This window comes from Sphaerotilus natans (assembly GCF_900156335.1).
Classification (GTDB): Bacteria; Pseudomonadota; Gammaproteobacteria; order Burkholderiales; family Burkholderiaceae_C; genus Sphaerotilus; species Sphaerotilus natans.
In genome coordinates this window covers 25,807-47,636 of record NZ_FTMZ01000023.1, presented here as the reverse complement: position 1 = coordinate 47,636, position 21,830 = coordinate 25,807, and the positions used below count along the sequence as shown (strand labels likewise).

Genomic DNA, 21,830 nt, shown 5'->3' with positions numbered 1-21,830 from the left:
TCATGAGCACCCCGATCCCGGAGTTCGTCCACGACGCCACGATCACCACCCCGATCGACCTGCACCGCGGCGGCTGCCGCTGCCCGCTGCATGGCCGGCGCCTGTTCACCGGCCTGCTGGCGGGGGCGGCCGCCACCGCCGCCTGGCCGGCGCTGGCCCGCGAGGGCGTCGAGGTGGGGGGCAACTCCAAGTTCACCAAGCTGGTCTCGGCCGAGGAGATCGAGGCTGCCGCCGCGACCCAGTACCAGCAGATGCGCACCGAGGCTTCCGGCAAGAAAGCGCTGGCGCCAGCCAACCATCCGCAGCAGCAGCGCCTGCAGGCGATCGCCGACCGGCTGATCCCGTTCACCCACGAGTGGAACCGGCGCGCGCGCGACTGGCGGTGGGAGGTCAGCCTGATCGGCTCGAAGGAGATCAACGCCTTCTGCATGCCCGGCGGCAAGATCGCCTTCTACTACGGCATCCTGCAGCAGCTGCAGCTCAGCGACAGCGAGGTGGCGATGATCATGGGCCACGAGATGGCGCATGCACTGCGCGAGCATGCCCGCGAGCGCATGGGCAAGCAGATGGCGACCCAGGGCGTGATCGGCATCGGCGCGGCGCTGCTCGGGCTGGGCGACGTGGGCCGCACGGTCGCCAACATGGGCGGCCAGCTGCTGACGTTGAAGTTCGGCCGCGAGGACGAGTCCGAGGCCGATCTGGTCGGCATGGAGCTGGCCGCGCGTGCCGGCTACGAACCGCGCTCGGGCGTGACGCTGTGGCAGAAGATGATGGAGGCCAACAAGGGCGCGCCGCCCGAGTTCCTGTCCACCCATCCGGCTGGCAACACCCGCATCCGCGACATCGAGGCCAGCCTGCCCAAGGTCGAGCCGCTCTACGCGCGCGCGCCCCGACCGGCGCGCCAGTTCGGGCCGCCGCCGCTGCGCAGCTCGGCGGGTTGAGCGCTCACCAGCGCAGCGGCAGCGGGCGCAGCAGCGTCAGGCGCTGACCGACCTGATCGATGTAGCCGCCGCGCTCCAGATCCTTCAGCAGCCGGCTGACCATCTCGCGCGAGCAGCCGATGCGGCTGGCGATCTCGGAATGCGTCAGCCGGCCGTCGATCGGCCGGATGCCGTCCGCGGTCGGCTCGGCCAGTTCGTCGAGCAGCATCGACAGCCGGCCGTAGCTGTCGAGCAGCGCCATGTTGCGGGCGTCCCGGAGGGCCGAGCGGGTGCGTCCGATGACCCGCGTCAGCAGTTCCTGCGCCAGCGCCGGCTGCTGCGCCATCTGCTCGAGCAGCAGGCTGCGGGTGAACACGCCGGCGGAGGTGGCCTCGGTGGTGACCACGCTGGTGGCGCGCGGGCCGCCGTCCAGGCTCATCTCGCCGACCATCTCGCCGGGGCCGTGCAGGCCGAAGGTGATCTGGCGTTCGGTGCCGCTGCCGCCCGGGCTCTGTTCGCTTGCGTAGACTCGCACCCGGCCCGACAGCAGCAGATAGATCGTGTCGCCGACATCGCCCTCCTGGATCAGCAGCACGCCCTTGCGGTAGCGGCGCAGCACGGACTGCCGCGCCAGTGCCTTCAGCGCGGGCGACAGGGCCAGGCTGTCGATCAGGCTGTCCGGTGGTCCTGGCGGGCGAGGCGGGAGTGTCGGCATCGCCGCCGAAGATAGGCCAGCGGGTACCCTGGTGCAAGGCGGCTGCCTCGGTGTGCAGCCGGTTTCATCCCAACGGACGAGACGGATGCACCGCCTCAGTGCGCCTGGGTGTGGTTCAGTACCGACACGATCGGCGGCAGCAGCGCCAGTCAGGTGCCGCGCACGTAGGGGTTGCCCAGGCGTTCCTCGCCGAAGCTGCTCTCCGGGCCGTGGCCGGGAATGAAGACGGTGTCGTCGCCCATCGGCCACAGGCGCTGGGTGATCGAGTCGATCAACGTCTGGTGGTGGCCGCCGGGAAAGTCGGTGCGTCCGATGCTGCCGGCGAACAGCACGTCGCCGACGAAGGCGCGCTTCATCTCCGGGCTGTGGAAGACGACATGGCCGGGCGTGTGGCCGGGGCAGTGGCGCACGTCCAGCGTGTGCGCGCCCAGCGTCACGGTGTCGCCGTCCTCGAGCCAGCGCGTCGGCGTGAAGGGCTCGGCCGTGGGGAAGCCGAACATCTTGCTTTGCTGCGGCAGGCCGTCGATCCAGAACTGGTCGCCGCGGTGCGGGCCGATGATCGGCAGGCCGCGGGTGCGCGCGAGCTCGCCGGTGCCGCCGGCGTGGTCGATGTGGGCGTGGGTGAGCCAGATCTGCTCGAGCTTCAGGCCCAGGCGGTCGATCGTGGCCAGCAGCTCGGGCAGGTCGCCGCCGGGGTCGATGACGGCGGCCTGCTTCGTCTGGTCGTCCCAGACGATGGAGCAGTTCTGGGCGAAGGCGGTGACGGGGTGGGTGTGGTAGCGCAGCATGGCTGGAATCTTGCCAGCCTCGGGAACCGAATCCGGTCCGTGAGGCCTCCAAGCCGCAGTCCTCGTTGTTTTCCGACCTCCTTTTTCGACCTCCTTTTCTGTCCTCCCCGGAGCCACTCATGCCGCCGATCCTGCCCACCTCCCGCCGCTCCCTGCTGCTGCAGGGCGCCGGCGTGGTGATCGCCTCGTCCTTGCCGCTCGGAGGGCGTGATGCCCGGGCGCAGGCCGTCGCCCTGCGCCCGACGCCGTCGCAGACCGAAGGGCCGTTCTATCCGGTCGCCCTGCCGGCCGACCGCGACGCCGACCTGCTGCGCAACGGCCGGGCCGTCTACACCCCGCGCCAGGTCGCCTGGGTCGGCGGCACGGTGACCGACACCCAGGGCCGCCCGCTGGCCGGTGGCGTCGTGGAGATCTGGCAGTGCGACGAGGCCGGCCATTACCACCACCCCGGCGATGGCGACCGGGCGGACGCCGCTTTCCAGGGCTTCGGCCAGGTCACGCTGGCCCGGGACGGCCGCTTCCGTTTCCGCACGCTCAGGCCCGCGCCCTACACCGGCCGCACGCCGCACATCCATGTCAAGGTCAAGCTCGGCGGGCGCGAGCTGCTGACGACGCAGTTCTATGTGCAGGGTGATCCGGGCAACGCCCGCGACGCCCTGTGGCGTCGGCTGGACGCCGAGGCACAGGCGGCGCTGACCCGGCCGTTCGTGCCGGGGCCGGACGGCTTCTCGGCCGACTATGCCGTCGTCGTTCGCACCTGAACGATCACCGATCACGGATTGACCGCATGGATTCGCTCACTCAGATCGCGCTGGGCTCGGCGGTGGCTGTGGCCGTCATGGGTCGGCGCACGTCGGTGCGTCGCTCGGCGGCCTGGGGCGCGGTGGCCGGCACGCTGCCCGACCTGGATGTGCTGGTCGATCATGGCGATGCCCTGCTCGACATGGTGCTGCACCGCGCCGAGAGCCATTCGCTGTTCTATCTGACGCTGCTGGCGCCCCTGCTGGCCGGGCTGGTCTGCCGCCTGCACCGCGAGCGTGCCCTGTTCCGGCGCTGGTGGCTGGCGCTGTGGCTGGTGCTGCTGACGCACCCGCTGCTGGACGCGATGACGGTCTACGGCACGCAGCTGCTGCTGCCCTTCACCCGCCATCCCTTTGGCGTGGGCAGCGTGTTCATCATCGATCCGGCCTACACCTTGCCGCTGCTCGTGGGCGTGATGGCCGCCCTGTGGGGCCGCGAGGGCGGACCTGGCCTGCGCTGGAATCTGGCAGGACTGGTGCTGTCGACGGCCTATCTGGGCTGGAGCGTGCTGGCGCAGGCGCACGTCGAGCAGGTGGCGCGAGCGTCCCTGCAGGCCCAGGGCCTGGCGGCCCAGCGCCTGCTGGTCACGCCGATGCCGCTGCAGACCCTGCTGTGGCGCGTGGTCGCCGTGCCTGAGGATCCGGCCGATCCGCATTTCCGCGAGGCCTTTGTCTCGGTGCTCGACGGCAGCCGCCCGGTGGACTGGGCCGCACATGACCGGGGCGCCGCGCTGATGGTCCGCCACGGGTCGGCGCCGCCGGTGGCCCGGCTGGCCGCCTTCTCGCACGGTTTCGTGAAGCTGGCCGTCACCGCGGACGGCCAGTTGCGCATCACCGACCTGCGCATGGGGCGCGAGCCCGAGTACGTCTTCAACTTCGATCTCGGGCCGTTGCACGCGGTCGGCAGCGTGCCCGCCACCCAGGTCAGCGAGCGTCCGGACTTCGGTCCCGCGCTGCGCGAGCTGTGGCGGCGCCTGCGCAGTCCGTAGACTGCGCCACCGGCTTGGTCGCGGGGATGGCGGCCGGCCTTTTTCCTTCCCCTTGTCTTTGCCCTTGTCCTTTCCCTGTCGTGCTGGAGACCGAGCTTGAAACTGAACTGGAAGATGTCCGAGAACTCGCTGTTCGCGATCCTGCTGCGCTCGCCGTGGTGGATCAGCGTGGCCGTCGGGGCGCTGATCGGGCTGGTGGCCGCGGCCGCGCTGCCGGCGGATTTCCAGACGGCTGGCGCCCTGTCGGGATTTCCGTTCTTCGTCATCGCCGTGATGGCCGCACGGCGCCAGCGCGGCCAGCCCAGCGCGGCCCAGGTGACCGAGACCGCCCAGGCGCTGGGCGCCCTGACCTGGCCGGCCTTTGCCGACCGGCTCGAGACCGCCTTTCAGCGCGCCGGCTACCAGGTGCAGCGCGGCACCGCGCCGGGCGTGGACTTCGTGCTGGAGCGCCAGGGCCGCACCACGCTGGTCGGCGCGCGCCGCTGGAAGGCCGCGCGCACCGGGCTGGAGCCGCTGCGCGAGCTGCAGGCCGCCCGCGAGGCGGCAGGCGCGCAGGCGGCGCTCTACATCGCGCTGGGCGGCGTCACCGACAACACCCGCCCGTTCGTGCGCGAGCACGGCATCACGCTGTGGCAGGCGGCCGAGCTCGCGAAGGCCCTGCGCGGCATCTCGCCTCTCCTCTGATGTCCTGTGCGATGAGCCTGCCTGTCTACAACCTCGCTCGCTTCGACTTTGTGTCCATTCGTCTGGCAGTGGAGTGTGCCCGTACAGGCAATCTGACCGAGGCGGCCCGAGAGTGTCATCTGGTGCTGCCTGCGGCCAGTCGGCGGTTGCGTGACCTCGAGAAGGCGCTGGGCGCACAGTTGTTCGAGCGCCACTCGCGCGGGTTGACGCCCACGGTGCTGGGCCAGACGTTCATGAAGCGTGGCATGGCGGTGCTTCAGGAGCTGGACCATCTGGTCACCGAACTCGCCGATGCCCGCCAGGGGGTGGTCAGGCATCTGCACATGTGCGCCTGCACGGCCGCCATCACCCAATTCTTGCCGCCCTTGCTGGCCCAGTACACCGATCTGAGCCCCGAGGTTCAGGTGGAGCTGGAGGAGCAGGTGTCGGCGCGTGTTGTTTCCGCTGTGCGCGAAGGGCGCGCAGACCTGGGCGTGTTCGTGGCTGGTCCGGACGTGCAGGGGTTGGCTGTGCGTGATTTCCGGGCTGACGAACTGGTGTTGATCCTGCCGGCCGGACATCGGCTGGCTGGCCGCGCACCGATTGCCTTCGAGGCCACGCTCGACGAGCACTGGATCAGTCTGAACGCCGGGGCAGCGGTGCTGCAGGCCCAGCAGCTGGCTGCCTTGGCCGCAGGGAGGCCGTTCAAGCTGCGCATGCAGGTGCGCAGCTTCGACGCCGTGGGGCACATGGTCGCGTCTGGGCTGGGCATCGCCGCTCTGCCTAGAGGGGCGGCGCAGCCCATCGTGCGGGCCATGAAGCTGCAGTGGCGACCGCTGGCTGACGCCTGGGCGAAGCGGCAGCTGCAGGTCTGCGTGCGTCCGGATGCCGATGATGCCGTGCGGGCGTTCAGGGATTTCCTGGTGACGACTTCGCAGAATGCTAAGGCTGGCCAAGCCAGATTCGAATAGACCATCCCCTGCGGTGGCCAGACACTGGCCGCCATGGACACCGCTTCTTTCACTTCCCCCGCTGCTCTGGCGGGACTCAAGGTCCTCGAACTCGGGCAACTGATCGCCGGGCCCTTCGCGGCCAAGACGCTGGCCGATTTCGGGGCGGACGTGGTCAAGATCGAGCCGCCGGATGCCGGTGACCCGCTGCGCAAATGGCGTCTGCTGAAGGACGGCACTTCGGTGTGGTGGCAGGTGCAGTCGCGCAACAAGCGCTCGCTGGCGCTGGACCTGCGCACGCCGGAGGGGCAGGACGTGGTGCGCAGCCTCGCCGCCGAGGCCGATGTGCTGATCGAGAACTTTCGCCCCGGCGCGATGGAGGGCTGGGGCCTGGCGCCTGAGGCGCTGATGGCGGCCAACCCGCGGCTGATCGTGCTGCGCATCAGCGGCTATGGCCAGACCGGGCCTTACCGCGACCGTCCTGGCTTCGGCGTGGTCGCGGAGGCCATGGGCGGTCTGCGCCACCTGACGGCCGAGCCTGGGCGGGTGCCGGTGCGGGTGGGCGTGAGCATCGGGGACACGCTGGCGGCGCTGCACGGCGTGATCGGCATCCTGCTGGCGCTGCAGCACCGCCAGGCCAGTGGGCGTGGGCAGGTGATCGACGTGGCGCTGTACGAGGCGGTGTTCAACTGCATGGAAAGCCTGCTGCCCGAGCACAGTGCCTTCGGGGCCGTGCGCGGACCGGCGGGCAGTGCGCTCCCCGGCATCGCGCCGTCCAACGCCTACCGCTGCCGCGACGGCGGCTACGCGCTCATCGCTGGCAATGGCGACTCGATCTTCCGCCGCCTGATGACCCTGATCGGCCGCCCAGACCTCGCGCAGGATCCGGCGCTGGCTGACAACGCTGGCCGCGTAGCCCGCGTGGCCGAACTGGACGAGGTCATCGGGGCGTGGACCGCCACGCGCACGGTGGACGAGGTGCTCGCGGCGCTGGACGGGGCGTCGGTGCCGGCCGGGCGCATCTACAGCGTCGCCGACATCGCCGCCGACCCGCACTACCAGGCCCGCGGCATGCTCGAACAGGTCCACCTCGACGACGGCAGCACGCTCACCGTGCCGGGCATCGTGCCCAAGCTGTCCGAGACACCCGGCCGCCACCGCCGCAACGCCCCGACGCTGGGCCAGGACTCGAACGCTGTCCTGCGCGACATCGGCCTCACCGACGCGCAGATCGCCGCGCTGCGCGAGCGCGGCATCGTGAACTGAGGAGCCTCCATGCAACGCATCCTTTTCAACGAGGTCGTCACCCGCGACGGCTTCCAGAACGAACCCGAGTTCGTCTCCACCGACGCCAAGGTGGCGCTGATCGACGAACTCAGTGCCTGCGGCTACGCCAAGATCGAGGTGACCTCGTTCACCTCGGCCAAGGCGATCCCGATGCTGCGCGACGCCGAAGAGGTGATGGGCCGCATCCGCCGGGTACCCGGTGTCGAGTACACGGTGCTGGTGCCCAACGTGCGCGGGGCCGAGCGTGCGCTGGAGTCGCGGGCCGACGAGTTCAACCTCGTGATGTCCACGTCCGAGACCCACAACCTGGCCAACCTGCGCATGCCGCGCGAGAAGAGTTTTGCCGGGCTGCGCGAGGTGATCGCGATGGCGCAGGGCCAGGTGCCGGTGAACGTGTCGCTGTCGGCCTGCTTCGGCTGCCCGATGGAGGGTGACGTGCCCGAGGACGAGGTGCTGCGCTGGGCGGACCGGTTCGCCGAGCTGGGCGTGCGCGGCCTGACGATCTGCGACACCACCGGCATGGCGCACCCGGCCCAGGTCCGCCGCATGGCCCGCGTGCTGCGCGAGCGCTTCGGCGCGCTGCAACTGACCCTGCACTTCCACAACACGCGCGGCATGGGCCTGGCCAACGTGCTCGCCTCGGTGCAGGAAGGCATCGACCGCTTCGACGGCTCGCTCGGCGGCCTGGGCGGCTGTCCGTATGCACCGGGCGCGACCGGCAACATCTGCAGCGAGGACGCGGTCCACATGCTGCACGCCATGGGCCACGAGACGGGCATCGACCTGGCCCGTCTGCTGGCCGCGGCACGCCTGCTGCCCCACATCGTCGGGCATGACGTGCCCGGCCAGATCGCCAAGGCCGGTCGCATCACCGACCTGCACCCCGCTCCCTCCTACGTCGCCGAACTGCGGCAGCAATTCACGTCCCTCTCATGATCGACCACCTCGACCACCTTGTCCTGACCACCTCCCGCCGCGAGGCCTGCGTGGACTTCTACACCCGCGTACTCGGCATGCAACTGGAAACCTTCGTCGGTGGCACGCCCCCGGTGGAGCGTCAGGCGTTCAAGTTCGGCCACCAGAAGATCAACCTGCATGTGCAGGGCAGCGAGTTCGAGCCCAAGGCCCACCTGCCGGTGCCCGGTGCGCTGGACCTGTGCTTCATCGCGGCCATCCCGCTGGCACAGGTGATCGAGCGGCTGGCCGCAGCGAACTGGCCGATTGTCGAAGGTCCAGTCCTGCGCACTGGCGCGACACAGAAGATCCGCTCGGTCTATGTGCGCGACCCGGATTTCAACCTGATCGAGCTGTCCGAGCCGGCCTGATCGGGCCTGACGCGCCGTACGGGTCTCGAGTCCTCCGAGGAGACAACCCCCATGACCTCCAAAAAAATCGCCCTGGTGGCTGCCGTGACACTGGCCTGCGTGGCTGCCCAGGCCCAGACCTGGCCTGATCGCCCGATCACCCTGGTCGTGCCGAGTTCGCCCGGTGGCTCGACCGACCTGAGCGCACGCCTGATCGGCGAGCCGCTGAGCAAGGCGCTGGGCCAGCCCATCGTCATCGACAACAAGGCGGGGGCGGCCGGCAACCTCGGCACCGAGGCCGTCGCCCGCGCCAAGCCTGATGGCTACACGCTGCTGATGCAGTACTCGGGCTACCACGTCGGCAACCCGGCCCTGTTCCCGCAGATCCGGTGGAGTCCCAGGGACTTCGTTCCGGTGGCACTGGTGATGCGCGCGCCGCATGTCATCGCCGTGTCGGGCGCGATCCCGGTGAGCAACCTGCAGGAGTTCATCGCGCTGGGCAAGAAGAACGGCAAGGGCTTGTTCTACGCCTCGTCCGGCAACGGCTCGATCCAGCACATCGCGGGCGAGCTGTTCGAGCAGCAGGCCAAGGTGCCGCTGACGCATGTCCCGTACAAGGGGGCGGGGCCGGCGGTCAATGACCTGCTGGGCGGTCAGGTGGACATGTTCGTGACGACGCCCCCTTCGGTCATCGGGCACATCGCCAGCGGCAAGTTGAAGGCCCTGGCCTACACCGGCAAGCAGCGCCACCCGTCGCTGGCCAACGTGCCGACCTCCGCCGAGGCGGGGCTGCCCGGGTACGAGGTGGACTCGTGGTTCGCGGTGTTCGCACCCGCCGGGACGCCCGCGCCGGTCGTGGCGCGCCTGTCGGCCGAGATCAAGACCATCGTCGAGAGCGAGACCTACCGCAAGAAGGTGAATGACCAGGGCGCATTCGCCACCTACATGGATCCCAAAGCGCTGGGCAGCTTCGTGCAGAGCGAGCTGGACCTGTGGGCCGGTGTCATCAAGGCCAAGAACATCCAGGCGGACTGACGCACCCACCATGAACATCGTCTTCCTCGACCGCGACACCCTGTCGCCGCAGACCCGGCTGCGTGAACCCGGATTCACGCACACCCTCGTCTGTCACGGCCGCACCGCCCCCGCCGACGTGGCCGAACGCATCGCCGACGCGCAGGTCGTCATCGTCAACAAGGTCCGTCTCGACGCGCAGGCGCTCGACGCCGCGCCCAACCTGCGCTTCATCGCCGTGGCCGCCACCGGCACCGACAACATCGACCTGGCCGCCTGCCGCGCCCGGGGCATCGTGGTCAGCAACATCCGGAACTACGCCGTGAACACGGTGCCGGAGCACACCTTCGCCTTGATCTTCGCGCTGCGCCGGAGCATCTGCGCCTACCGCGACGCCGTGCGGGCCGGGCGCTGGCAGGCCGCCGGGCAGTTCTGCTTCTTCGACCACCCGATCCGCGACCTGGCCGGCTCGACGCTGGGGGTCATCGGGGATGGTGTGCTCGGTCAGGCGGTGGCCAGCATCGGGCGCGCCCTGGGGATGCGGGTGCTGATGTCGGCGTTCAAGGGGCGTTCCGACATGGGCACGCTGTACACGCCGTTCGAGCAGGTGCTGGCGGTGTCGGACGTGATCACGCTGCACTGCCCGCTGCTGCCGTCGACGCGCCACATGATCGGCGCGGCCGAGTTCGCCGCGATGCGCCGCGCACCGTTGCTGGTCAACACGGCGCGCGGCGGACTCGTGGACGAAGCCGCCGTCGGCCCGGCGCTGGCGGCGGGTCAGCTCTCCGGCGCGGCGTTCGACGTGGTGGCGGGCGAGCCACCGGCGCTGGACCACCCGTTCATGGCGCTGCTGGACCGCCCCGACTTCATCCTGACGCCGCACGTGGCCTGGGCCAGCGACGAAGCGGTGCAGGCGCTCGCCGACCAGCTCATCGACAACATCGACGCCTTCCAGCGCGGCGCCCCGGTCCATGTCGTGGCCTGAGCCCCAGCAGGTCGCGCTGTGGCTGCAGGCCTTGTTCGAGGCCGCGGTCGCTCGGGCGCAACCCGAGCGGGTGCTGGCGGCGCACCTGCCCGAGCCACCACGCGGGCGGACGGTGGTGATCGGCGCCGGCAAGGCGGCGGCGGCGATGGCCCAGGCGGTGGAGGCGGCGTGGCCCCGCGCGGCGCCCTTGTCCGGCGTGGTCGTCACGCGCTACGACCACACGCCGCCCCGGCCAGCCGACCTGCTGGCGCGCATCCGCGTGCTGGAGGCCGCCCATCCCGTGCCGGATGAAGCCGGCATGGTGGCGTCGGGTGAACTGCTTGCGGCGGTGCGCGGGCTGTCGGCCGATGACCTGGTACTGTGCCTGATGTCCGGGGGGGCGTCGTCGCTGCTGACGCTCCCGGCCGAGGGGTTGAGCCTGGCGGACAAGCAGCGCATCAACCGCCAGCTCCTGCGCAGCGGGGCGCCCATCGACGAGATGAACGTCGTGCGCAAGCACCTGTCGCGCATCAAGGGCGGTCGGCTGGCCATGGCCTGTGCGCCCGCGCGCGTGCTCACGCTGGCGATCAGCGACGTGCCGGGCGACGATCCGGCGGTCATCGGCAGCGGGCCGACCGTGCCCGATCCGTCGAGCTGCACCGAGGCGCTGGGGGTGATCCGGCGTCACGCCATCGACCTGCCGCCTGAGGTGCTGCGGGCGCTGGAGACCGGCACGCTGGAGACGCCCAAGCCCGGCGCAGCGCACTGGGCGCGGGTCGAGACGCGCATCATCGCCACCCCGTGGCAGTCGCTGGAGGCCGCCGCTGAACGGGCGCGCGCCATGGGACTGGAGGCCCACATCCTGGGCGACGGCATCGAGGGCGAATCGCGCGACATTGGCCGGATGCACGCTGCGATCGCGCGGTCGGTGGCGCAGCGGGGCCAGCCGTTCCGCTCGCCCTGCGTGCTGCTGTCCGGTGGTGAAACCACGGTGACGGTCCGTGCGACCGCCCCGGGGAAGGTGTTGGGGCGCGGAGGCCGGGCGGGCGAGTTCTGTCTCGGGCTGGCGCAGGCGCTGGGTGGCGCGCCCGGCATCTGGGGTCTGGCGGCGGACACCGATGGCATCGACGGCCTTGACGACAACGCCGGCGCCTGGGTCGGGCCTGACACGCTGGTGCGGGGTACAGCGCTCGGCCTGCGCATCGACGATCACCTGGACCGCCACGATGCGCACGGCTACTTCGCCGCGCTCGGAGACTTGGTGGTTACCGGGCCGACCTTCACCAACGTCAACGATTTCCGGGCGGTGCTTGTGCTGTCATCTGGCTGATCCCGTCCCCAGCCCCCACCAGCGCGGCAGCAGCGCGCGCACCTCGGCCCGTCCGAAGCGGTCGTCGATCAGGTGCACCACGCCGCGGTCCTCGGGCGTGCGGATCACCCGGCCGGCGGCCTGCACCACCTTCTGCAGGCCGGGGTAGAGGTAGGTGCAGTCGAAGCCGCTGCCGGTGTCGCGGCTGACCAGCGTGTCCAGGCGCTGGCGGATCTGCTCGTTGACCGGATTGACCTGCGGCAGGCCCAGCGTGGCGATGAAGGCGCCGATCAGCCGGTCGCCGGGCAGATCGATGCCCTCCGAGAAGGCCCCGCCCAGCACCGCGAAGCCCACGCCGCGCCCGCCCGCGACGAAGCGGGCCAGAAAGTCGGCCTGCTCGGCCTCGCTCATGCGCCGGGCCTGGCGCCAGACCGGCACCTCGGGGTGCGCGGCCTCGAAGGCGGCGGCCACCCGGTCGAGGTAGTCGAAGCTGCTGAAGAAGGCGAGGTAGTTGCCCGGCCGCGCGGCGTGCTGCGCGCCGATGCGGGCCGCGATCGGCGCCACCGAGGCGTCGCGGTGCTGCCAGCGCGTCGAGATGTCGCGGGCGATGTGGATGTCGAGCTGCGTGCGCTCGAAGGGCGAGTCCACGTCGATCCAGGCGGTGCGCTCCGGCAGCCCGAGCAGCTCGCGGTGGAAGGCCGGCGGCTGCAGCGTCGCCGAGAACAGCGTCGCGGTGTGCGCCGCCGCCCAGCGCGGGCCCAGGAAGGGCGCCGGCACCACATTGCGCAGGCACAGCACCGAGGTGCGCCCGTCGCGCGAGCGGCTCAGGTCGCACAGCGAATGCGGTCCGAAGCCCTCGGCCAGCTTCGTCAGGTGCAGCGCGTCGAACAGGAAGCCCTGCAGGCTCGCGTCCACCGTGGTCGGATGCTCGGCGAGGTGGTCGAGCACCGCGGTGGCGGCCTGCTGCAGCGCGCCCATCAGCTCGTCGGGCAGCGCGGGCAGCACGCGGTAGGCGTTGTCCGCACCGTCGTTCGACGCGCTGGCGTTCAGCGCCTTCCAGGCGCGCTCGAGCCGGTCGAGCGGCTTGCGCAGCGCCTTCGGCGCGGTGTGGCGCAGGCCGCGTACGCGGATCTGGTCCAGCTCGCCGGTGTGCATCAGCCGGGCACGGTCCACCAGGTTGTGCGCCTCGTCGAGCAGCAGCGCCACCCGCCAGCCGTGCAGCTGGGTCAGCGCGTGCAGCATCGCGCTCGGATCGAGAAAGTGGTTGTAGTCGCCGATGACCAGATCGGCCCAGTGCGCCAGCTCCTGGCCGAGGTAGTAGGGGCAGACGCGATGCGCCTGCGCCAGCTCGCGCACCGCGGCGCGGTCCCAGACCGGCACCGCCAGCGCCGCCGCGCGCGCCTCGGGCAACCGGTCGAGCCCTGCGCCAGCGGGCAGGACTCGCCGTGGCAGGCCTTGTCCGGGTGCTCGCAGGCCTTCTCGCGGGCGACCAGCTCCAGCGCGCGCAGCGGCAGCGCCGGCTCGGCCCGGCGCAATGTCGCCACCGCGTCGAGCGCCAGCGCGCGGCCGGAGGTCTTGGCGGTCAGGAAGAACAGCCGGTCGATGGGCTCGCCCTGCAGGCCGGGCATCGCGCGCAGCAGCGGGAAGACAGTGCCGAGGGTCTTGCCGATGCCGGTGGGCGCCTGCGCCATCAGCGTGCGGCCAGCGCGCGCGACCCGGAAGACCGCCTCGGCCAGCGGGCGCTGGCCGGTGCGGAAGTCGCCGTGCGGAAAGCGCAGCGCCGCCAGCGCGGCGTCGCGCGCGCCGCGGTGCCTCTGCTCGCTGCGCGCCCAGGCGAGATAGGCCTCGCAGCATTGGACGAAGTGCTGGCGCAGCGCCTCGGCGTCGAGCGTGCGGGTGAACACCGTCTCGCGGCGGCTGCCGATGTCGAAGTAGACGAGGGCCAGCTCGAGCTGCGCCCGCCCGTCGCGCTCGCACATGAGCCAGCCGTAGATCATCGCCTGCGCCCAGTGCAGCGCGCGGTGGTTGGCCGGCTGGCGGGCCAGCGCACCGGCGCCGCGGTGGGTCTTGATCTCTTCGAGCCGGCCGCGATCGGGATCGAAGCCGTCGGCGCGGCCGCGCACCTGCAGCTCGCCGTGTTGTCCCGACAGGCTGATCTCGCGCTGGTAGCTCGCGCCGCGCCGGGCGGCGACGGCCGCATGGCCTTCCTGCCCCTCGAGCGCGGTCGGCGCGGGCGTGAAGCGCACGTCCAGATCGCCCGCCTTGGCGGTGAAGGCGCACAGCGTTCGGACGGCGACCTTCATCCGGCGCCGCGCTCGGCCATCTTTCGCGCGATCTCGCCGATGCGGCGCAGCGCGGCGCGGTGCGTCTCGTCCCAGCGCCCGCCCACGCCCAGGCGGATGCAGTGGCGGTAGCGGCCGGTGGCGCTGAACATCGTGCCCGGCGCGATGCAGATGTGCTCGGCCAGGCAGGCCTCGAACAGCGCGCCCGAGTCCAGCCCGCCGGGCAGCTCGATCCACAGGATGAAGCCGCCGGCCGGATCGGTCACGCGGGTGCCGCGCGGAAAGCTCTCGGCGATCAGGCCGCGCGCCTCGTCCACGCGCGCGGCGATGGTGGTGCGCAGCTGGCGGTAGGCCGAGCCGTGGCCGGGCTGGGTCAGCAGATCGGCCATCGCCAGCTCGAGCAGCTCGGTGTGGCCGCCCGAATGCACCGCCTTGAGCCGGCGCACCTGCGCGCCCCAGCGCCCGGCCTCGACCCAGCCCAGGCGGATGCCCGGCGCCACCGTCTTCGAGAAGGAGCCGCAGATCATCACATGGCCACCGGTGTCGAAGGCCTTGACCGCGCGGCGGCGGTCGTCCTGTTCGGCCAGGTCGTTGTAGAGCACGTCCTCGATCAGCGGGATGCCGCACTCGGCCACCATCTGCGCCAGGCGGCGGCGCTCGGCCAGCGGCATCGAGGCGCCCAGCGGGTTGGACAGCGTCGGCACCGCCAGCACCGCCTTGACCGGCTGAGTGTCGAAGGCCAGCTGCAGCGCGTCCAGCGACAGGCCGGTGCGCGGATGCGTCGGGATCTCCAGCGCGCGCAGGTGCATGCTCTCGAGGATCTCGAGGAAGCCGAAGTAGGTCGGCGACTCCAGCGCCACCACGTCGCCGGGCTGGGTGACTGCGCGCAGGCACAGGCTGATCGCCTCCAGGCAGCCGTTGGTGACCAGGATGTCGCGGGCGTCGAGCTGACAGCCCAGACCGAGCGCATGGCGGGCGATGGCGCGGCGCAGCAGCTCGTGGCCCGGGCCGATCGGGTAGCGGCACAGCGAGGCGCGGTGGCGCTGCGCGGCGCGGCTGACCGCGCGGCGCACCCGGTCCTGCGCGAACAGCTCGCCGCTCGGACAGGCGGCGCCGAAGGAGATGTAGCGCGGATCGGTGGCCAGGCGCATCACCTGCTCGCCCAGCGAGCTGACATCGACCGGGCGCGAATCGGGCGGCGGCAGCGAGGGCTCGGGCTCGGGCAGGCGCGGCACCCGCGCGGCGACGAAGTAGCCCGAGCGCGGGCGTGCCTCGATCAGCCGGGCGTCCTCCAGCGTGCGGTAGGCCTGCACCACGGTCGACAGCGACACGCCCTGCTGGCGTGCCAGCGCACGCACCGACGGAATGCGCTCGCCGCGCGCCAGCGTGCCGGCGCGGATCGGCTGCGCGATGCCTTCGGCGATCTGCAGATAGAGCGTGTCGTTGGCGGGCAGGGGGGCGGGGAGAGGGGCAGGCTGCGGCGGCATGAGGAATCCCGTTCGAGCCCCATTCTGTCGGGGTGTGTGCCGCATCGACCAGTACAGATTCGGGTCATCCCGACCGGAACAGTTGGTGCTGGAAACGATGTTGTCGCGGCTGTGCTGGTCGGTGCGTGTGCCTGTGCGGTGCGCGCCCGCTCGCCTAAGGTGCCGTCATGGACAGCGACCTTTGCCCCTCATTCTCGCCCCGCCGGGTGCTGCCCCGCGGCCATGTGACCTGCCTGAGCCGTCCGCATGACGGCATCCTGCGCATCGCGGTCGAGCACGGCCGGCTGTGGCTGACGCAGGAAGGCGATCCGGACGATCACTTCATTGCTGCTGGCGAGGACATCGCGCTGTGCGGTCCCGGCACGGTGGTGATCGAGTCCGACGGCGCGGCCGATGCGGTCTTCTCGGTGAGCTTCGGTCCGGCGCCGGTGTCGGTGCCCGCTCAGGCGTCGGCCGCGTCGGTCAGCGCGACGGCCGGGGCTTCGGGCGCCGTGCCCGCCCGGCCGCTGCTGGCGGGCGTCGGCGGCTGAGCGCTGACGACCCGGTTGCCGCCAGCGCCCTTGCCCTCGACCAGCGCGCGCTCGGCGCGGCGGATCGCCGCGCTCAGGCTCTCGCCCGGCACGATCTCGGCCAGGCCGATCGTCGCCGACACCGGCAGCTGGCCGTAGGCCTGCGGCACGCCGAGCTGGGCGATGCGGTTGCGCAGCGCCTCGATCCGCTCGAAGGCCTCGGGCATGTCCAGCCCGCTCATCATCACGATGAACTCCTCGTCGCCCCAGCGGCCGACCAGGTCGGTGGTGCGCAGGTTGTCGCGCAGCACCCGGGCGATGCCCGACAGCGAGCGGTCGGCGGCCTCGTGGCCGCAGCGCTCGTTGATGAGCCGGAAGCCGTCCAGATCGGCCACCGCCACGGTCAGCAGGCCCTCGGGCGGCAGCTCGCCGTCCTCGCCGGCGGCCGGGCGCGCGTCGAGCCGGGCCTGGGCCTGCAGCGTCCAGTGGCGGCGGTTGTCGAGCCGGGTCAGGCTGTCACGCTGCAGCAGCTCGCCGAGCTGGGTGGTCGTCTCGTCGGTCAGCCGGCGGCTCACCTTGGCCAGCGTCATCAGCATGACCAGCGCCATCAGCAGATTGGCCTGCATCAGCGTCTCCAGCACCACCGGCGGCAGCTCGTGCAGCGGCGCGGCGAGCTGGCTGCCCAGGCGCAGCGTCACGCAGCCGGCGATCAGGCAGACCGCGGCACGCCAGCGGATGTCCTCGGTCAGCCGGGTGTGCAGGATGATGGCCGGCAGCAGCCCGACCAGCGGCCACCACAGCCCGCTGTCCCAGCCCAGCGACCACACGCCGAAGAGCGCATGCGCCGCCACGCCCCCCAGCAGCACCCAGAACGAGCCCTGCGTGCGGCCGATGCGCTGCAGCACCGTGGCCACCGCCAGCAGGCCGACGCTGCCGACGCTGGCGGCGGCCAGCGTGCGCGCCCCGAAGCTCAGGAACAGCGGGATGTAGAGCAGATGCAGCGCCGCGCCGGCCCAGCTGAACTGGCGCAGCAGTTGCCAGAAGGCGGTGTCGACCACCGCTTCCTGCGGGGTCAGGACACGGCCGGAGGGGGTCAGGATCGAGGGCGTGCTCATCGCGTGGGGCTCGGGTCGGGACGGAATCTCCCGGCGCTATCGGCCAGAAATCGAAAAAACTGAAGTCGTGTGGCTCTGCCTAGAATCCGGCGCATCGCCAACCCGACATGACGAGTCTTCCGATGAGCGAACATTCCCCGCGCCCGGCCCTGTCGCCGGTGGTGGCCGGCTGCTGGCGTCTGGCCGAATGGGGCTGGAGCGCGCCCGAGCGGCTGCGCTGGATCGAGCAGTGCCTCGAGCGCGGCGTCACCACCTTCGACCACGCCGACATTTACGGCGGCTACACCGCCGAGGCGCTGTTCGGCGAGGCGCTGGCGCGGGCGCCGCACCTGCGCGCACGTCTGCAGCTGGTGAGCAAGTGCGGCATCCGTCTGGTCGACGCGGCGCGGCCGGGGCACCGCGTCAAGTCGTATGACACCTCGGCAGCGCACCTCGTCGCCAGCGTCGACAACAGCCTGCGCGCGCTGCAGACCGATCACCTCGACCTGCTGCTGATCCACCGTCCCGACCCGCTGATGCGCCCGGCCGAGGTGGCCGACGCGGTGGCGCAGCTGAAGGCGGCCGGCAAGATCCTCGACTTCGGCGTCTCGAACTTCACGATGTCGCAGTTCGCGATGCTCAACCAGTGGGTGCCGCTGGCCACCAACCAGATCGAGCTGAGCCCGCTGCGCCGCGCGCCGCTGCATGACGGCACGCTCGACCAGATGCTGGCGCTGGACCTGCGGCCGATGATCTGGTCGCCGCTGGCCGGCGGGCGGCTGTTCTCGGGCCAGCAGCCCGACGCGCTGCGGGTGCGTGCGGTGCTGGAGGCGGTCGCCGAGCGCCACGGCGTCGCGCCCGCCACCGTGGCCTACGCCTGGCTGCTGCGCCATCCGAGCCGGCCCCGCCCGATCGTCGGCAGCCGCCGCCTCGAGGCGCTCGACGAGGCGCTGGCCGCGCAGACGCTGACGCTCGACGCCGAGACCTGGCACGAGATCTGGAGCGCCGGTGCCGGCGTGGAGGTGCCCTGATGAGCGCCGCCGACATCGACAGCCCGCGCCTGCGCAGCGAGCGCGAGCGCCTCTTCGGCCCCGGCGAGGACGGCCAGGTTCGAGCGCTGGTGCTGGCGCTGGCCCGGCCGGCCGACTGGGACGTGCTGGGCCGGGTCTGGAAGGGCGTGCAGGACGAGCTGGGCTGGCCGGCACCGGGCATCGCGGTCTCGGGCACCGACGCCTGCCAGCTCTGGTTCTCGCTGGCTGATCCGCTGCCGCCGGCGCAGGCCCATGCGCTGCTCGAGTGCCTGCGCCAGCGCTATCTGGCCGAGGTGCCGGCGCACCGGGTCGAGCTGATGCCTTCGGCCGACGGCGCGCGCCAGGTGCCGCGCATTCCGGCCGCGCTCGGCGAGGAGGCCTGGTCGGCCTATGTCGCGCCGGACCTTGCGCCGGTCTTTGCCGAGACGCCGTGGCTGGACATCCCGCCGCGTGCCGAGGGCCAGGCCGAGCTGCTCGCGCGCCTGCGCCCGATCGGCACGGCCGAATGCGCCATGCTGTTGCCCGAGGTGGCCGAGCGCGCCGCAGCGCCGACGGCGCAGGGTTCGGCGGCATCCGCCCCCACCGTCGCCGCGCCCGCCAGCGCCTTCACCGATCCGCAGGCCTTCCTGCTGCAGGTGATGAACGACGAGCGGGTGGACATGGCGCTGCGCATCGAGGCGGCGAAGGCGCTGCTGGGCGCGCCGGCGCGTGGTCGTGCGACCAGCGCCTCGGGCACGGCGACGAGCACGCGCAAGAAGAGCGCCGCGCCGGAGGTGGGCTGAAGAGCGGGCAGGGTGGCGGCGCTGACACGGCCGCCCATCGTGGGCCCCCGCCTGCGCGGGGGTGACGACTGCGCGGGGGTGACGACAGCGTGGGGATGACGACGGCGCGGGGGTGACGACGGCGTGAGCCTGCCACCTCATCCCCGGCACCTCCGTCATCCTCGCGAAGGCGAGGACCCACGCAGGCGAGGACCCACGCGTCGCGCACTCTCGGCGCGCCCAGCGCTGTTGCGCCTCAGCGCCTCAGAGCGTCGGTGCCGCGCCGAACACCCGCCCCGAGTGCTCGCGCATCGCGTGGAACTGGATGTCGGGCATGCGCTCCTGCGCCACGCGCAGGTCCGAGCTGTACTGCACCAGGAAGGCCGGCGCGCCGACCACGTCGTAGGCGATGCGCAGCGGCTCGGAGTCGATGAACTTCTTCAGCTTGGCCTCGTCGTCGCAGGTGATCCAGCGCGCGATGGTGAAGCGGCAGGGGTCCAGGCGCGCATCGACGCCGTATTCGCTCTTCAGGCGGTGCAGCACCACCTCGAACTGCAGCTGGCCGATGGCGCCCAGCATCAGCGATCCGCCCGAGACCGGGTTGAAGACCTGGATCGCGCCTTCCTCGCCGAGCTGCTGCAGGCCCTGGCGCAGCTGCTTGGAGCGCAGCGGATCCTTGATCTCCACCGTGCGGAAGCTCTCCGGCGCGAAGAAGGGCAGGCCGGTGTAGTGCAGCGCCTCGCCCTCGGTCAGCGTGTCGCCGAGCTGCAGCACGCCGTGGTTCGGGATGCCGATGATGTCGCCGGCCACCGCCTCGTCGACCAGCTCGCGGCGCTGCGACAGGAAGCTCACCACCGTCTGCGGTCGCATCTCCTTGCCGTTGCGCACCACCTTCAGGCGCATGCCGCGGGTGAACTTGCCCGAGGACACGCGCACGAAGGCGATGCGGTCGCGGTGCGCCGGGTCCATGTTGGCCTGCACCTTGAAGACGACGCCGGAGAACTTCGGCTCGTCGGGCTGCACGGTGCGCTCCAGCGCCTGGCGGCTGCCCGGCGGCGGGGCGAGCTCGACCAGCGCGTCGAGGATCTCGCGCACGCCGAAGTTGTTGATCGCCGAGCCGAAGAACATCGGCGTCTGCTTGCCCGCCAGGAAGGCGGCGTGGTCGAACTCAGGGGCGGCCTCGCGCAGCAGCTCGACCTCGCCGAGCGCCTGCTCGAACGGGCCGCCGAAGCGCTCGACATGGGCCGGGTTCTCCAGGCCGTGCAGGACTTCCTCGTCGCCGCCGGCGCGGTCCTCGCCCGGCGCGAACAGGCGCATCTGGTCGGCGCGCAGGTCCATCACGCCGTGGAAGAACTTGGCCATGCCGACCGGCCAGGTGAAGGGCACGACGGTCATGCCCAGCTCCTGCTCGATCTCGTCCATCAGCGCCAGCGGATCCTTCACCTCGCGGTCCATCTTGTTGATGAAGGTGAGGATGGGCGTGTTGCGGGCGCGGCAGACCTGCAGCAGGCGCCGGGTCTGCGGCTCCACGCCGTTGGCGGCGTCGATCACCATCAGCGCGGCGTCCACCGCGGTCAGCACGCGGTAGGTGTCTTCCGAGAAGTCCTGGTGGCCGGGCGTGTCGAGCAGGTTGATGACGCAGTCGCCATATTCCATCTGCATGACGCTTGAGGCGACCGAGATGCCGCGCTGCTTCTCGATCTCCATCCAGTCGGAGGTGGCGTGGCGGCTGGCCTTGCGCGCCTTCACCGAGCCGGCGATCTGGATTGCGCCCGAGAACAGCAGCAGCTTCTCGGTCAGCGTGGTCTTGCCCGCGTCGGGGTGGGAAATGATCGCGAAGGTGCGACGGCGGCGGATCTCGGGGGTGAGGTCGGACATGGCGGTGAGGAAGAACGACGCGGTTCGGGGGCGCGGCAAGCGCGAACCCGTGATTGTCGCCTGTGGCGCCGCCGTGTGGCGCTCAATGGCCCGGGGCGGACCTCAGCCCGCCTGCCCGCGCTGCCAGAGCTGCGGCGTGATCTCGACGCTGGCCTTGTCGCCGGCGAGCAGCAGGTGGCCGTCCTGGATCGTCGCGCCCAGGCGCATCGTGCGCTCGACCAGCGGCAGCAGCGCCTCGCACTCGTCGTCCGGCAGGTACCAGATGGTGAGCTTCGACAGCTTGGCCAGCGCTGCCGCATTGTCCTGGCGCCAGGCCTCGGCCTTGCGGCCGCCGTAGGTGTAGAGGATCACCTCGTCGGAGCGGCCGCTGGCCTTGCGCAGCAGGCGCTCGTCGGGCAGGCCGACCTGCAGCCACAGCCGGATCGAGCCGGTGTCGTCAAGATGCCAGAAGTCGGGCTCGTCCTCGGTGGAGATGCCGCCGGCGGGCGTCAGGCGCTCCTCGGCGTGCATCGAGAACGCGACCAGGCGCACCATCAGGCGCTCCTCGGTCTCGGAGGGGTGCCGCGCCAGTGTCAGGCTGTGGTCGGCGTAGTGGTGTCGATCCATGTCGGCGATCGACAGGTCGGCTTTGTGGACGGTGGAGCGAATGGCCATCGGGCGATTCTAGGTGGGGCGGCTCAGCCGCTACGATCCGGGCTTCCCTATCGATGGAGTTTCCCGATGATTCTCGAAGTTGCCGACATTCGCATCCAGCCGGGCCGTCAGGCCGAGTTCGACGCCGCGATACAGCATGGCGTGAACACCGTCATCAGCCAGGCCAAGGGCTTCGCCGGCTTCAAGGTCAACAAGGGCATCGAGTCGCCCGAGCGCTACCTGCTGATGATCTGGTGGGAGACGCTGGAGAACCATACGGTCGACTTCCGCGAGTCGCCGGCCTTCCAGGCCTGGCGCGGCATCGTCGGCCCGTTCTTCGCGCAGCCGCCGCAGGTCGAGCACTTCGAGCTGCTGGCCAAGTCGGCCTGAGGCCGGAGCGACCGACCAAGAAGGAAGGGCCTGCCATTCCTGGCAGGCCCTTCCTGGCGGCG

21 protein-coding genes and 1 pseudogene are annotated in these 21,830 nt (G+C 71.3%); 15 read left to right on the top strand and 7 right to left on the bottom strand.

Annotation, left to right across the window (positions count from 1 at the left end; genetic code table 11):
• The first annotated feature begins 2 nt into the window (after positions 1-2).
• Entirely contained in the window at positions 3-941 is a 939-nt protein-coding gene (locus tag BW996_RS17475) for a M48 family metallopeptidase (protein WP_037476895.1), read from the top strand.
• Positions 942-945: 4 nt separating this feature from the next.
• Here BW996_RS17475 and BW996_RS17470 read toward each other — a convergent pair whose 3' ends face one another.
• Complete coding sequence (locus BW996_RS17470) at positions 946-1,635, bottom strand: Crp/Fnr family transcriptional regulator (RefSeq protein ID WP_037476893.1); 690 nt, start codon at positions 1,633-1,635, stop codon at positions 946-948.
• A gap of 149 nt (positions 1,636-1,784) precedes the next feature.
• Positions 1,785-2,423: an MBL fold metallo-hydrolase gene (locus BW996_RS17465; RefSeq protein WP_037476891.1), complete on the bottom strand. Its 639-nt coding sequence runs from the start codon at positions 2,421-2,423 to the stop codon at positions 1,785-1,787.
• A gap of 119 nt (positions 2,424-2,542) precedes the next feature.
• Between BW996_RS17465 and BW996_RS17460 the strand changes: the two genes are divergently transcribed.
• From BW996_RS17460 to BW996_RS17415, 10 genes are all read left to right on the top strand, one after another.
• Positions 2,543-3,184 (top strand): dioxygenase family protein, encoded by a 642-nt coding sequence (locus BW996_RS17460; RefSeq protein ID WP_081837877.1) that lies wholly within the window; start codon positions 2,543-2,545, stop codon positions 3,182-3,184.
• A 26-nt stretch (positions 3,185-3,210) separates the two neighbouring features.
• On the top strand, positions 3,211-4,212 hold the full coding sequence (locus tag BW996_RS17455; RefSeq protein ID WP_037476889.1) for a metal-dependent hydrolase: 1,002 nt from the start codon (positions 3,211-3,213) through the stop codon (positions 4,210-4,212).
• Positions 4,213-4,308: 96 nt separating this feature from the next.
• Positions 4,309-4,896 (top strand): restriction endonuclease, encoded by a 588-nt coding sequence (locus tag BW996_RS17450; protein WP_310732025.1) that lies wholly within the window; start codon positions 4,309-4,311, stop codon positions 4,894-4,896.
• 11 nt (positions 4,897-4,907) lie between these two features.
• Positions 4,908-5,846 carry a LysR substrate-binding domain-containing protein gene (locus BW996_RS17445; protein WP_037476888.1) on the top strand — a complete coding sequence of 313 codons (939 nt, stop codon included), beginning with the start codon at positions 4,908-4,910 and terminating at the stop codon, positions 5,844-5,846.
• Between the two features lie 33 nt (positions 5,847-5,879).
• Positions 5,880-7,091: a CaiB/BaiF CoA transferase family protein gene (locus BW996_RS17440; protein WP_037476886.1), complete on the top strand. Its 1,212-nt coding sequence runs from the start codon at positions 5,880-5,882 to the stop codon at positions 7,089-7,091.
• 9 nt (positions 7,092-7,100) lie between these two features.
• The gene (locus BW996_RS17435) at positions 7,101-8,048 is read left to right on the top strand and encodes a hydroxymethylglutaryl-CoA lyase (RefSeq protein WP_037476884.1); all 948 of its coding nucleotides are present in this window, start codon (positions 7,101-7,103) and stop codon (positions 8,046-8,048) included.
• On the top strand, positions 8,045-8,437 hold the full coding sequence (locus BW996_RS17430) for a VOC family protein (protein ID WP_037476882.1): 393 nt from the start codon (positions 8,045-8,047) through the stop codon (positions 8,435-8,437). The genes BW996_RS17435 and BW996_RS17430 overlap by 4 nt, the downstream gene beginning before the upstream one ends.
• A gap of 51 nt (positions 8,438-8,488) precedes the next feature.
• On the top strand, positions 8,489-9,451 hold the full coding sequence (locus BW996_RS17425) for a Bug family tripartite tricarboxylate transporter substrate binding protein (RefSeq protein WP_037476880.1): 963 nt from the start codon (positions 8,489-8,491) through the stop codon (positions 9,449-9,451).
• A gap of 10 nt (positions 9,452-9,461) precedes the next feature.
• The gene (locus BW996_RS17420) at positions 9,462-10,415 is read left to right on the top strand and encodes a D-2-hydroxyacid dehydrogenase (RefSeq protein ID WP_037476878.1); all 954 of its coding nucleotides are present in this window, start codon (positions 9,462-9,464) and stop codon (positions 10,413-10,415) included.
• Complete coding sequence (locus BW996_RS17415; RefSeq protein ID WP_037476876.1) at positions 10,402-11,724, top strand: glycerate kinase type-2 family protein; 1,323 nt, start codon at positions 10,402-10,404, stop codon at positions 11,722-11,724. The genes BW996_RS17420 and BW996_RS17415 overlap by 14 nt, the downstream gene beginning before the upstream one ends.
• Here the strand turns inward: BW996_RS17415 and BW996_RS17410 are convergent.
• Positions 11,713-14,006, bottom strand: a pseudogene (locus BW996_RS17410) (helicase C-terminal domain-containing protein). The gene BW996_RS17415 and the pseudogene BW996_RS17410 sit on opposite strands and share 12 nt — an antisense overlap.
• Positions 14,003-15,472: an aminotransferase-like domain-containing protein gene (locus BW996_RS17405; RefSeq protein WP_051631373.1), complete on the bottom strand. Its 1,470-nt coding sequence runs from the start codon at positions 15,470-15,472 to the stop codon at positions 14,003-14,005. The pseudogene BW996_RS17410 and the gene BW996_RS17405 overlap by 4 nt, the downstream one beginning before the upstream one ends.
• Before the next feature lie 167 nt (positions 15,473-15,639).
• Here BW996_RS17405 and BW996_RS17400 point away from each other — a divergent pair, with 167 nt between their 5' ends.
• Positions 15,640-16,002 carry a DUF2917 domain-containing protein gene (locus BW996_RS17400; protein WP_081837876.1) on the top strand — a complete coding sequence of 121 codons (363 nt, stop codon included), beginning with the start codon at positions 15,640-15,642 and terminating at the stop codon, positions 16,000-16,002.
• Here the strand turns inward: BW996_RS17400 and BW996_RS17395 are convergent.
• Positions 15,915-17,096 carry a GGDEF domain-containing protein gene (locus BW996_RS17395; protein WP_037476873.1) on the bottom strand — a complete coding sequence of 394 codons (1,182 nt, stop codon included), beginning with the start codon at positions 17,094-17,096 and terminating at the stop codon, positions 15,915-15,917. The genes BW996_RS17400 and BW996_RS17395 overlap by 88 nt on opposite strands.
• Before the next feature lie 122 nt (positions 17,097-17,218).
• Between BW996_RS17395 and BW996_RS17390 the strand changes: the two genes are divergently transcribed.
• Together BW996_RS17390 and BW996_RS17385 are read left to right on the top strand one after the other, a co-directional pair.
• A complete protein-coding gene (locus BW996_RS17390; protein ID WP_037476871.1) occupies positions 17,219-18,106 on the top strand; it encodes an aldo/keto reductase in 888 nt (295 codons plus the stop codon).
• The gene (locus tag BW996_RS17385; RefSeq protein WP_051631371.1) at positions 18,106-18,888 is read left to right on the top strand and encodes a hypothetical protein; all 783 of its coding nucleotides are present in this window, start codon (positions 18,106-18,108) and stop codon (positions 18,886-18,888) included. Before BW996_RS17390 ends, BW996_RS17385 begins: the two co-directional genes overlap by 1 nt.
• 243 nt (positions 18,889-19,131) lie before the next feature.
• Here BW996_RS17385 and BW996_RS17380 read toward each other — a convergent pair whose 3' ends face one another.
• Together BW996_RS17380 and BW996_RS17375 are read right to left on the bottom strand one after the other, a co-directional pair.
• Positions 19,132-20,745, bottom strand: a complete 1,614-nt coding sequence (locus tag BW996_RS17380) for a peptide chain release factor 3 (RefSeq protein ID WP_037486295.1) — start codon at positions 20,743-20,745, stop codon at positions 19,132-19,134.
• A 102-nt stretch (positions 20,746-20,847) separates the two neighbouring features.
• A complete protein-coding gene (locus BW996_RS17375; protein ID WP_037486296.1) occupies positions 20,848-21,399 on the bottom strand; it encodes a YaeQ family protein in 552 nt (183 codons plus the stop codon).
• 66 nt (positions 21,400-21,465) lie between these two features.
• On the opposite strand from BW996_RS17375, the gene BW996_RS17370 reads away from it, so the two are divergent.
• A complete protein-coding gene (locus BW996_RS17370; RefSeq protein WP_037486297.1) occupies positions 21,466-21,768 on the top strand; it encodes an antibiotic biosynthesis monooxygenase family protein in 303 nt (100 codons plus the stop codon).
• Positions 21,769-21,830 lie beyond the last annotated feature (62 nt).

What these genes read in the sequence shown, in the direction of transcription:
- BW996_RS17475 (WP_037476895.1), top strand. Translation starts at nt 3, where the DNA reads ATGAGCACCCCGATCCCGGAGTTCGTCCACGACGCCACGATCACCACC.
- BW996_RS17470 (WP_037476893.1), bottom strand. Translation starts at nt 1,635, where the DNA reads ATGCCGACACTCCCGCCTCGCCCGCCAGGACCACCGGACAGCCTGATC.
- BW996_RS17465 (WP_037476891.1), bottom strand. Translation starts at nt 2,423, where the DNA reads ATGCTGCGCTACCACACCCACCCCGTCACCGCCTTCGCCCAGAACTGC.
- BW996_RS17460 (WP_081837877.1), top strand. Translation starts at nt 2,543, where the DNA reads ATGCCGCCGATCCTGCCCACCTCCCGCCGCTCCCTGCTGCTGCAGGGC.
- BW996_RS17455 (WP_037476889.1), top strand. Translation starts at nt 3,211, where the DNA reads ATGGATTCGCTCACTCAGATCGCGCTGGGCTCGGCGGTGGCTGTGGCC.
- BW996_RS17445 (WP_037476888.1), top strand. Translation starts at nt 4,908, where the DNA reads ATGAGCCTGCCTGTCTACAACCTCGCTCGCTTCGACTTTGTGTCCATT.
- BW996_RS17440 (WP_037476886.1), top strand. Translation starts at nt 5,880, where the DNA reads ATGGACACCGCTTCTTTCACTTCCCCCGCTGCTCTGGCGGGACTCAAG.
- BW996_RS17435 (WP_037476884.1), top strand. Translation starts at nt 7,101, where the DNA reads ATGCAACGCATCCTTTTCAACGAGGTCGTCACCCGCGACGGCTTCCAG.
- BW996_RS17430 (WP_037476882.1), top strand. Translation starts at nt 8,045, where the DNA reads ATGATCGACCACCTCGACCACCTTGTCCTGACCACCTCCCGCCGCGAG.
- BW996_RS17425 (WP_037476880.1), top strand. Translation starts at nt 8,489, where the DNA reads ATGACCTCCAAAAAAATCGCCCTGGTGGCTGCCGTGACACTGGCCTGC.
- BW996_RS17420 (WP_037476878.1), top strand. Translation starts at nt 9,462, where the DNA reads ATGAACATCGTCTTCCTCGACCGCGACACCCTGTCGCCGCAGACCCGG.
- BW996_RS17415 (WP_037476876.1), top strand. Translation starts at nt 10,402, where the DNA reads ATGTCGTGGCCTGAGCCCCAGCAGGTCGCGCTGTGGCTGCAGGCCTTG.
- BW996_RS17405 (WP_051631373.1), bottom strand. Translation starts at nt 15,472, where the DNA reads ATGCCGCCGCAGCCTGCCCCTCTCCCCGCCCCCCTGCCCGCCAACGAC.
- BW996_RS17400 (WP_081837876.1), top strand. Translation starts at nt 15,640, where the DNA reads ATGGACAGCGACCTTTGCCCCTCATTCTCGCCCCGCCGGGTGCTGCCC.
- BW996_RS17395 (WP_037476873.1), bottom strand. Translation starts at nt 17,096, where the DNA reads ATGAGCACGCCCTCGATCCTGACCCCCTCCGGCCGTGTCCTGACCCCG.
- BW996_RS17390 (WP_037476871.1), top strand. Translation starts at nt 17,219, where the DNA reads ATGAGCGAACATTCCCCGCGCCCGGCCCTGTCGCCGGTGGTGGCCGGC.
- BW996_RS17385 (WP_051631371.1), top strand. Translation starts at nt 18,106, where the DNA reads ATGAGCGCCGCCGACATCGACAGCCCGCGCCTGCGCAGCGAGCGCGAG.
- BW996_RS17380 (WP_037486295.1), bottom strand. Translation starts at nt 20,745, where the DNA reads ATGTCCGACCTCACCCCCGAGATCCGCCGCCGTCGCACCTTCGCGATC.
- BW996_RS17375 (WP_037486296.1), bottom strand. Translation starts at nt 21,399, where the DNA reads ATGGCCATTCGCTCCACCGTCCACAAAGCCGACCTGTCGATCGCCGAC.
- BW996_RS17370 (WP_037486297.1), top strand. Translation starts at nt 21,466, where the DNA reads ATGATTCTCGAAGTTGCCGACATTCGCATCCAGCCGGGCCGTCAGGCC.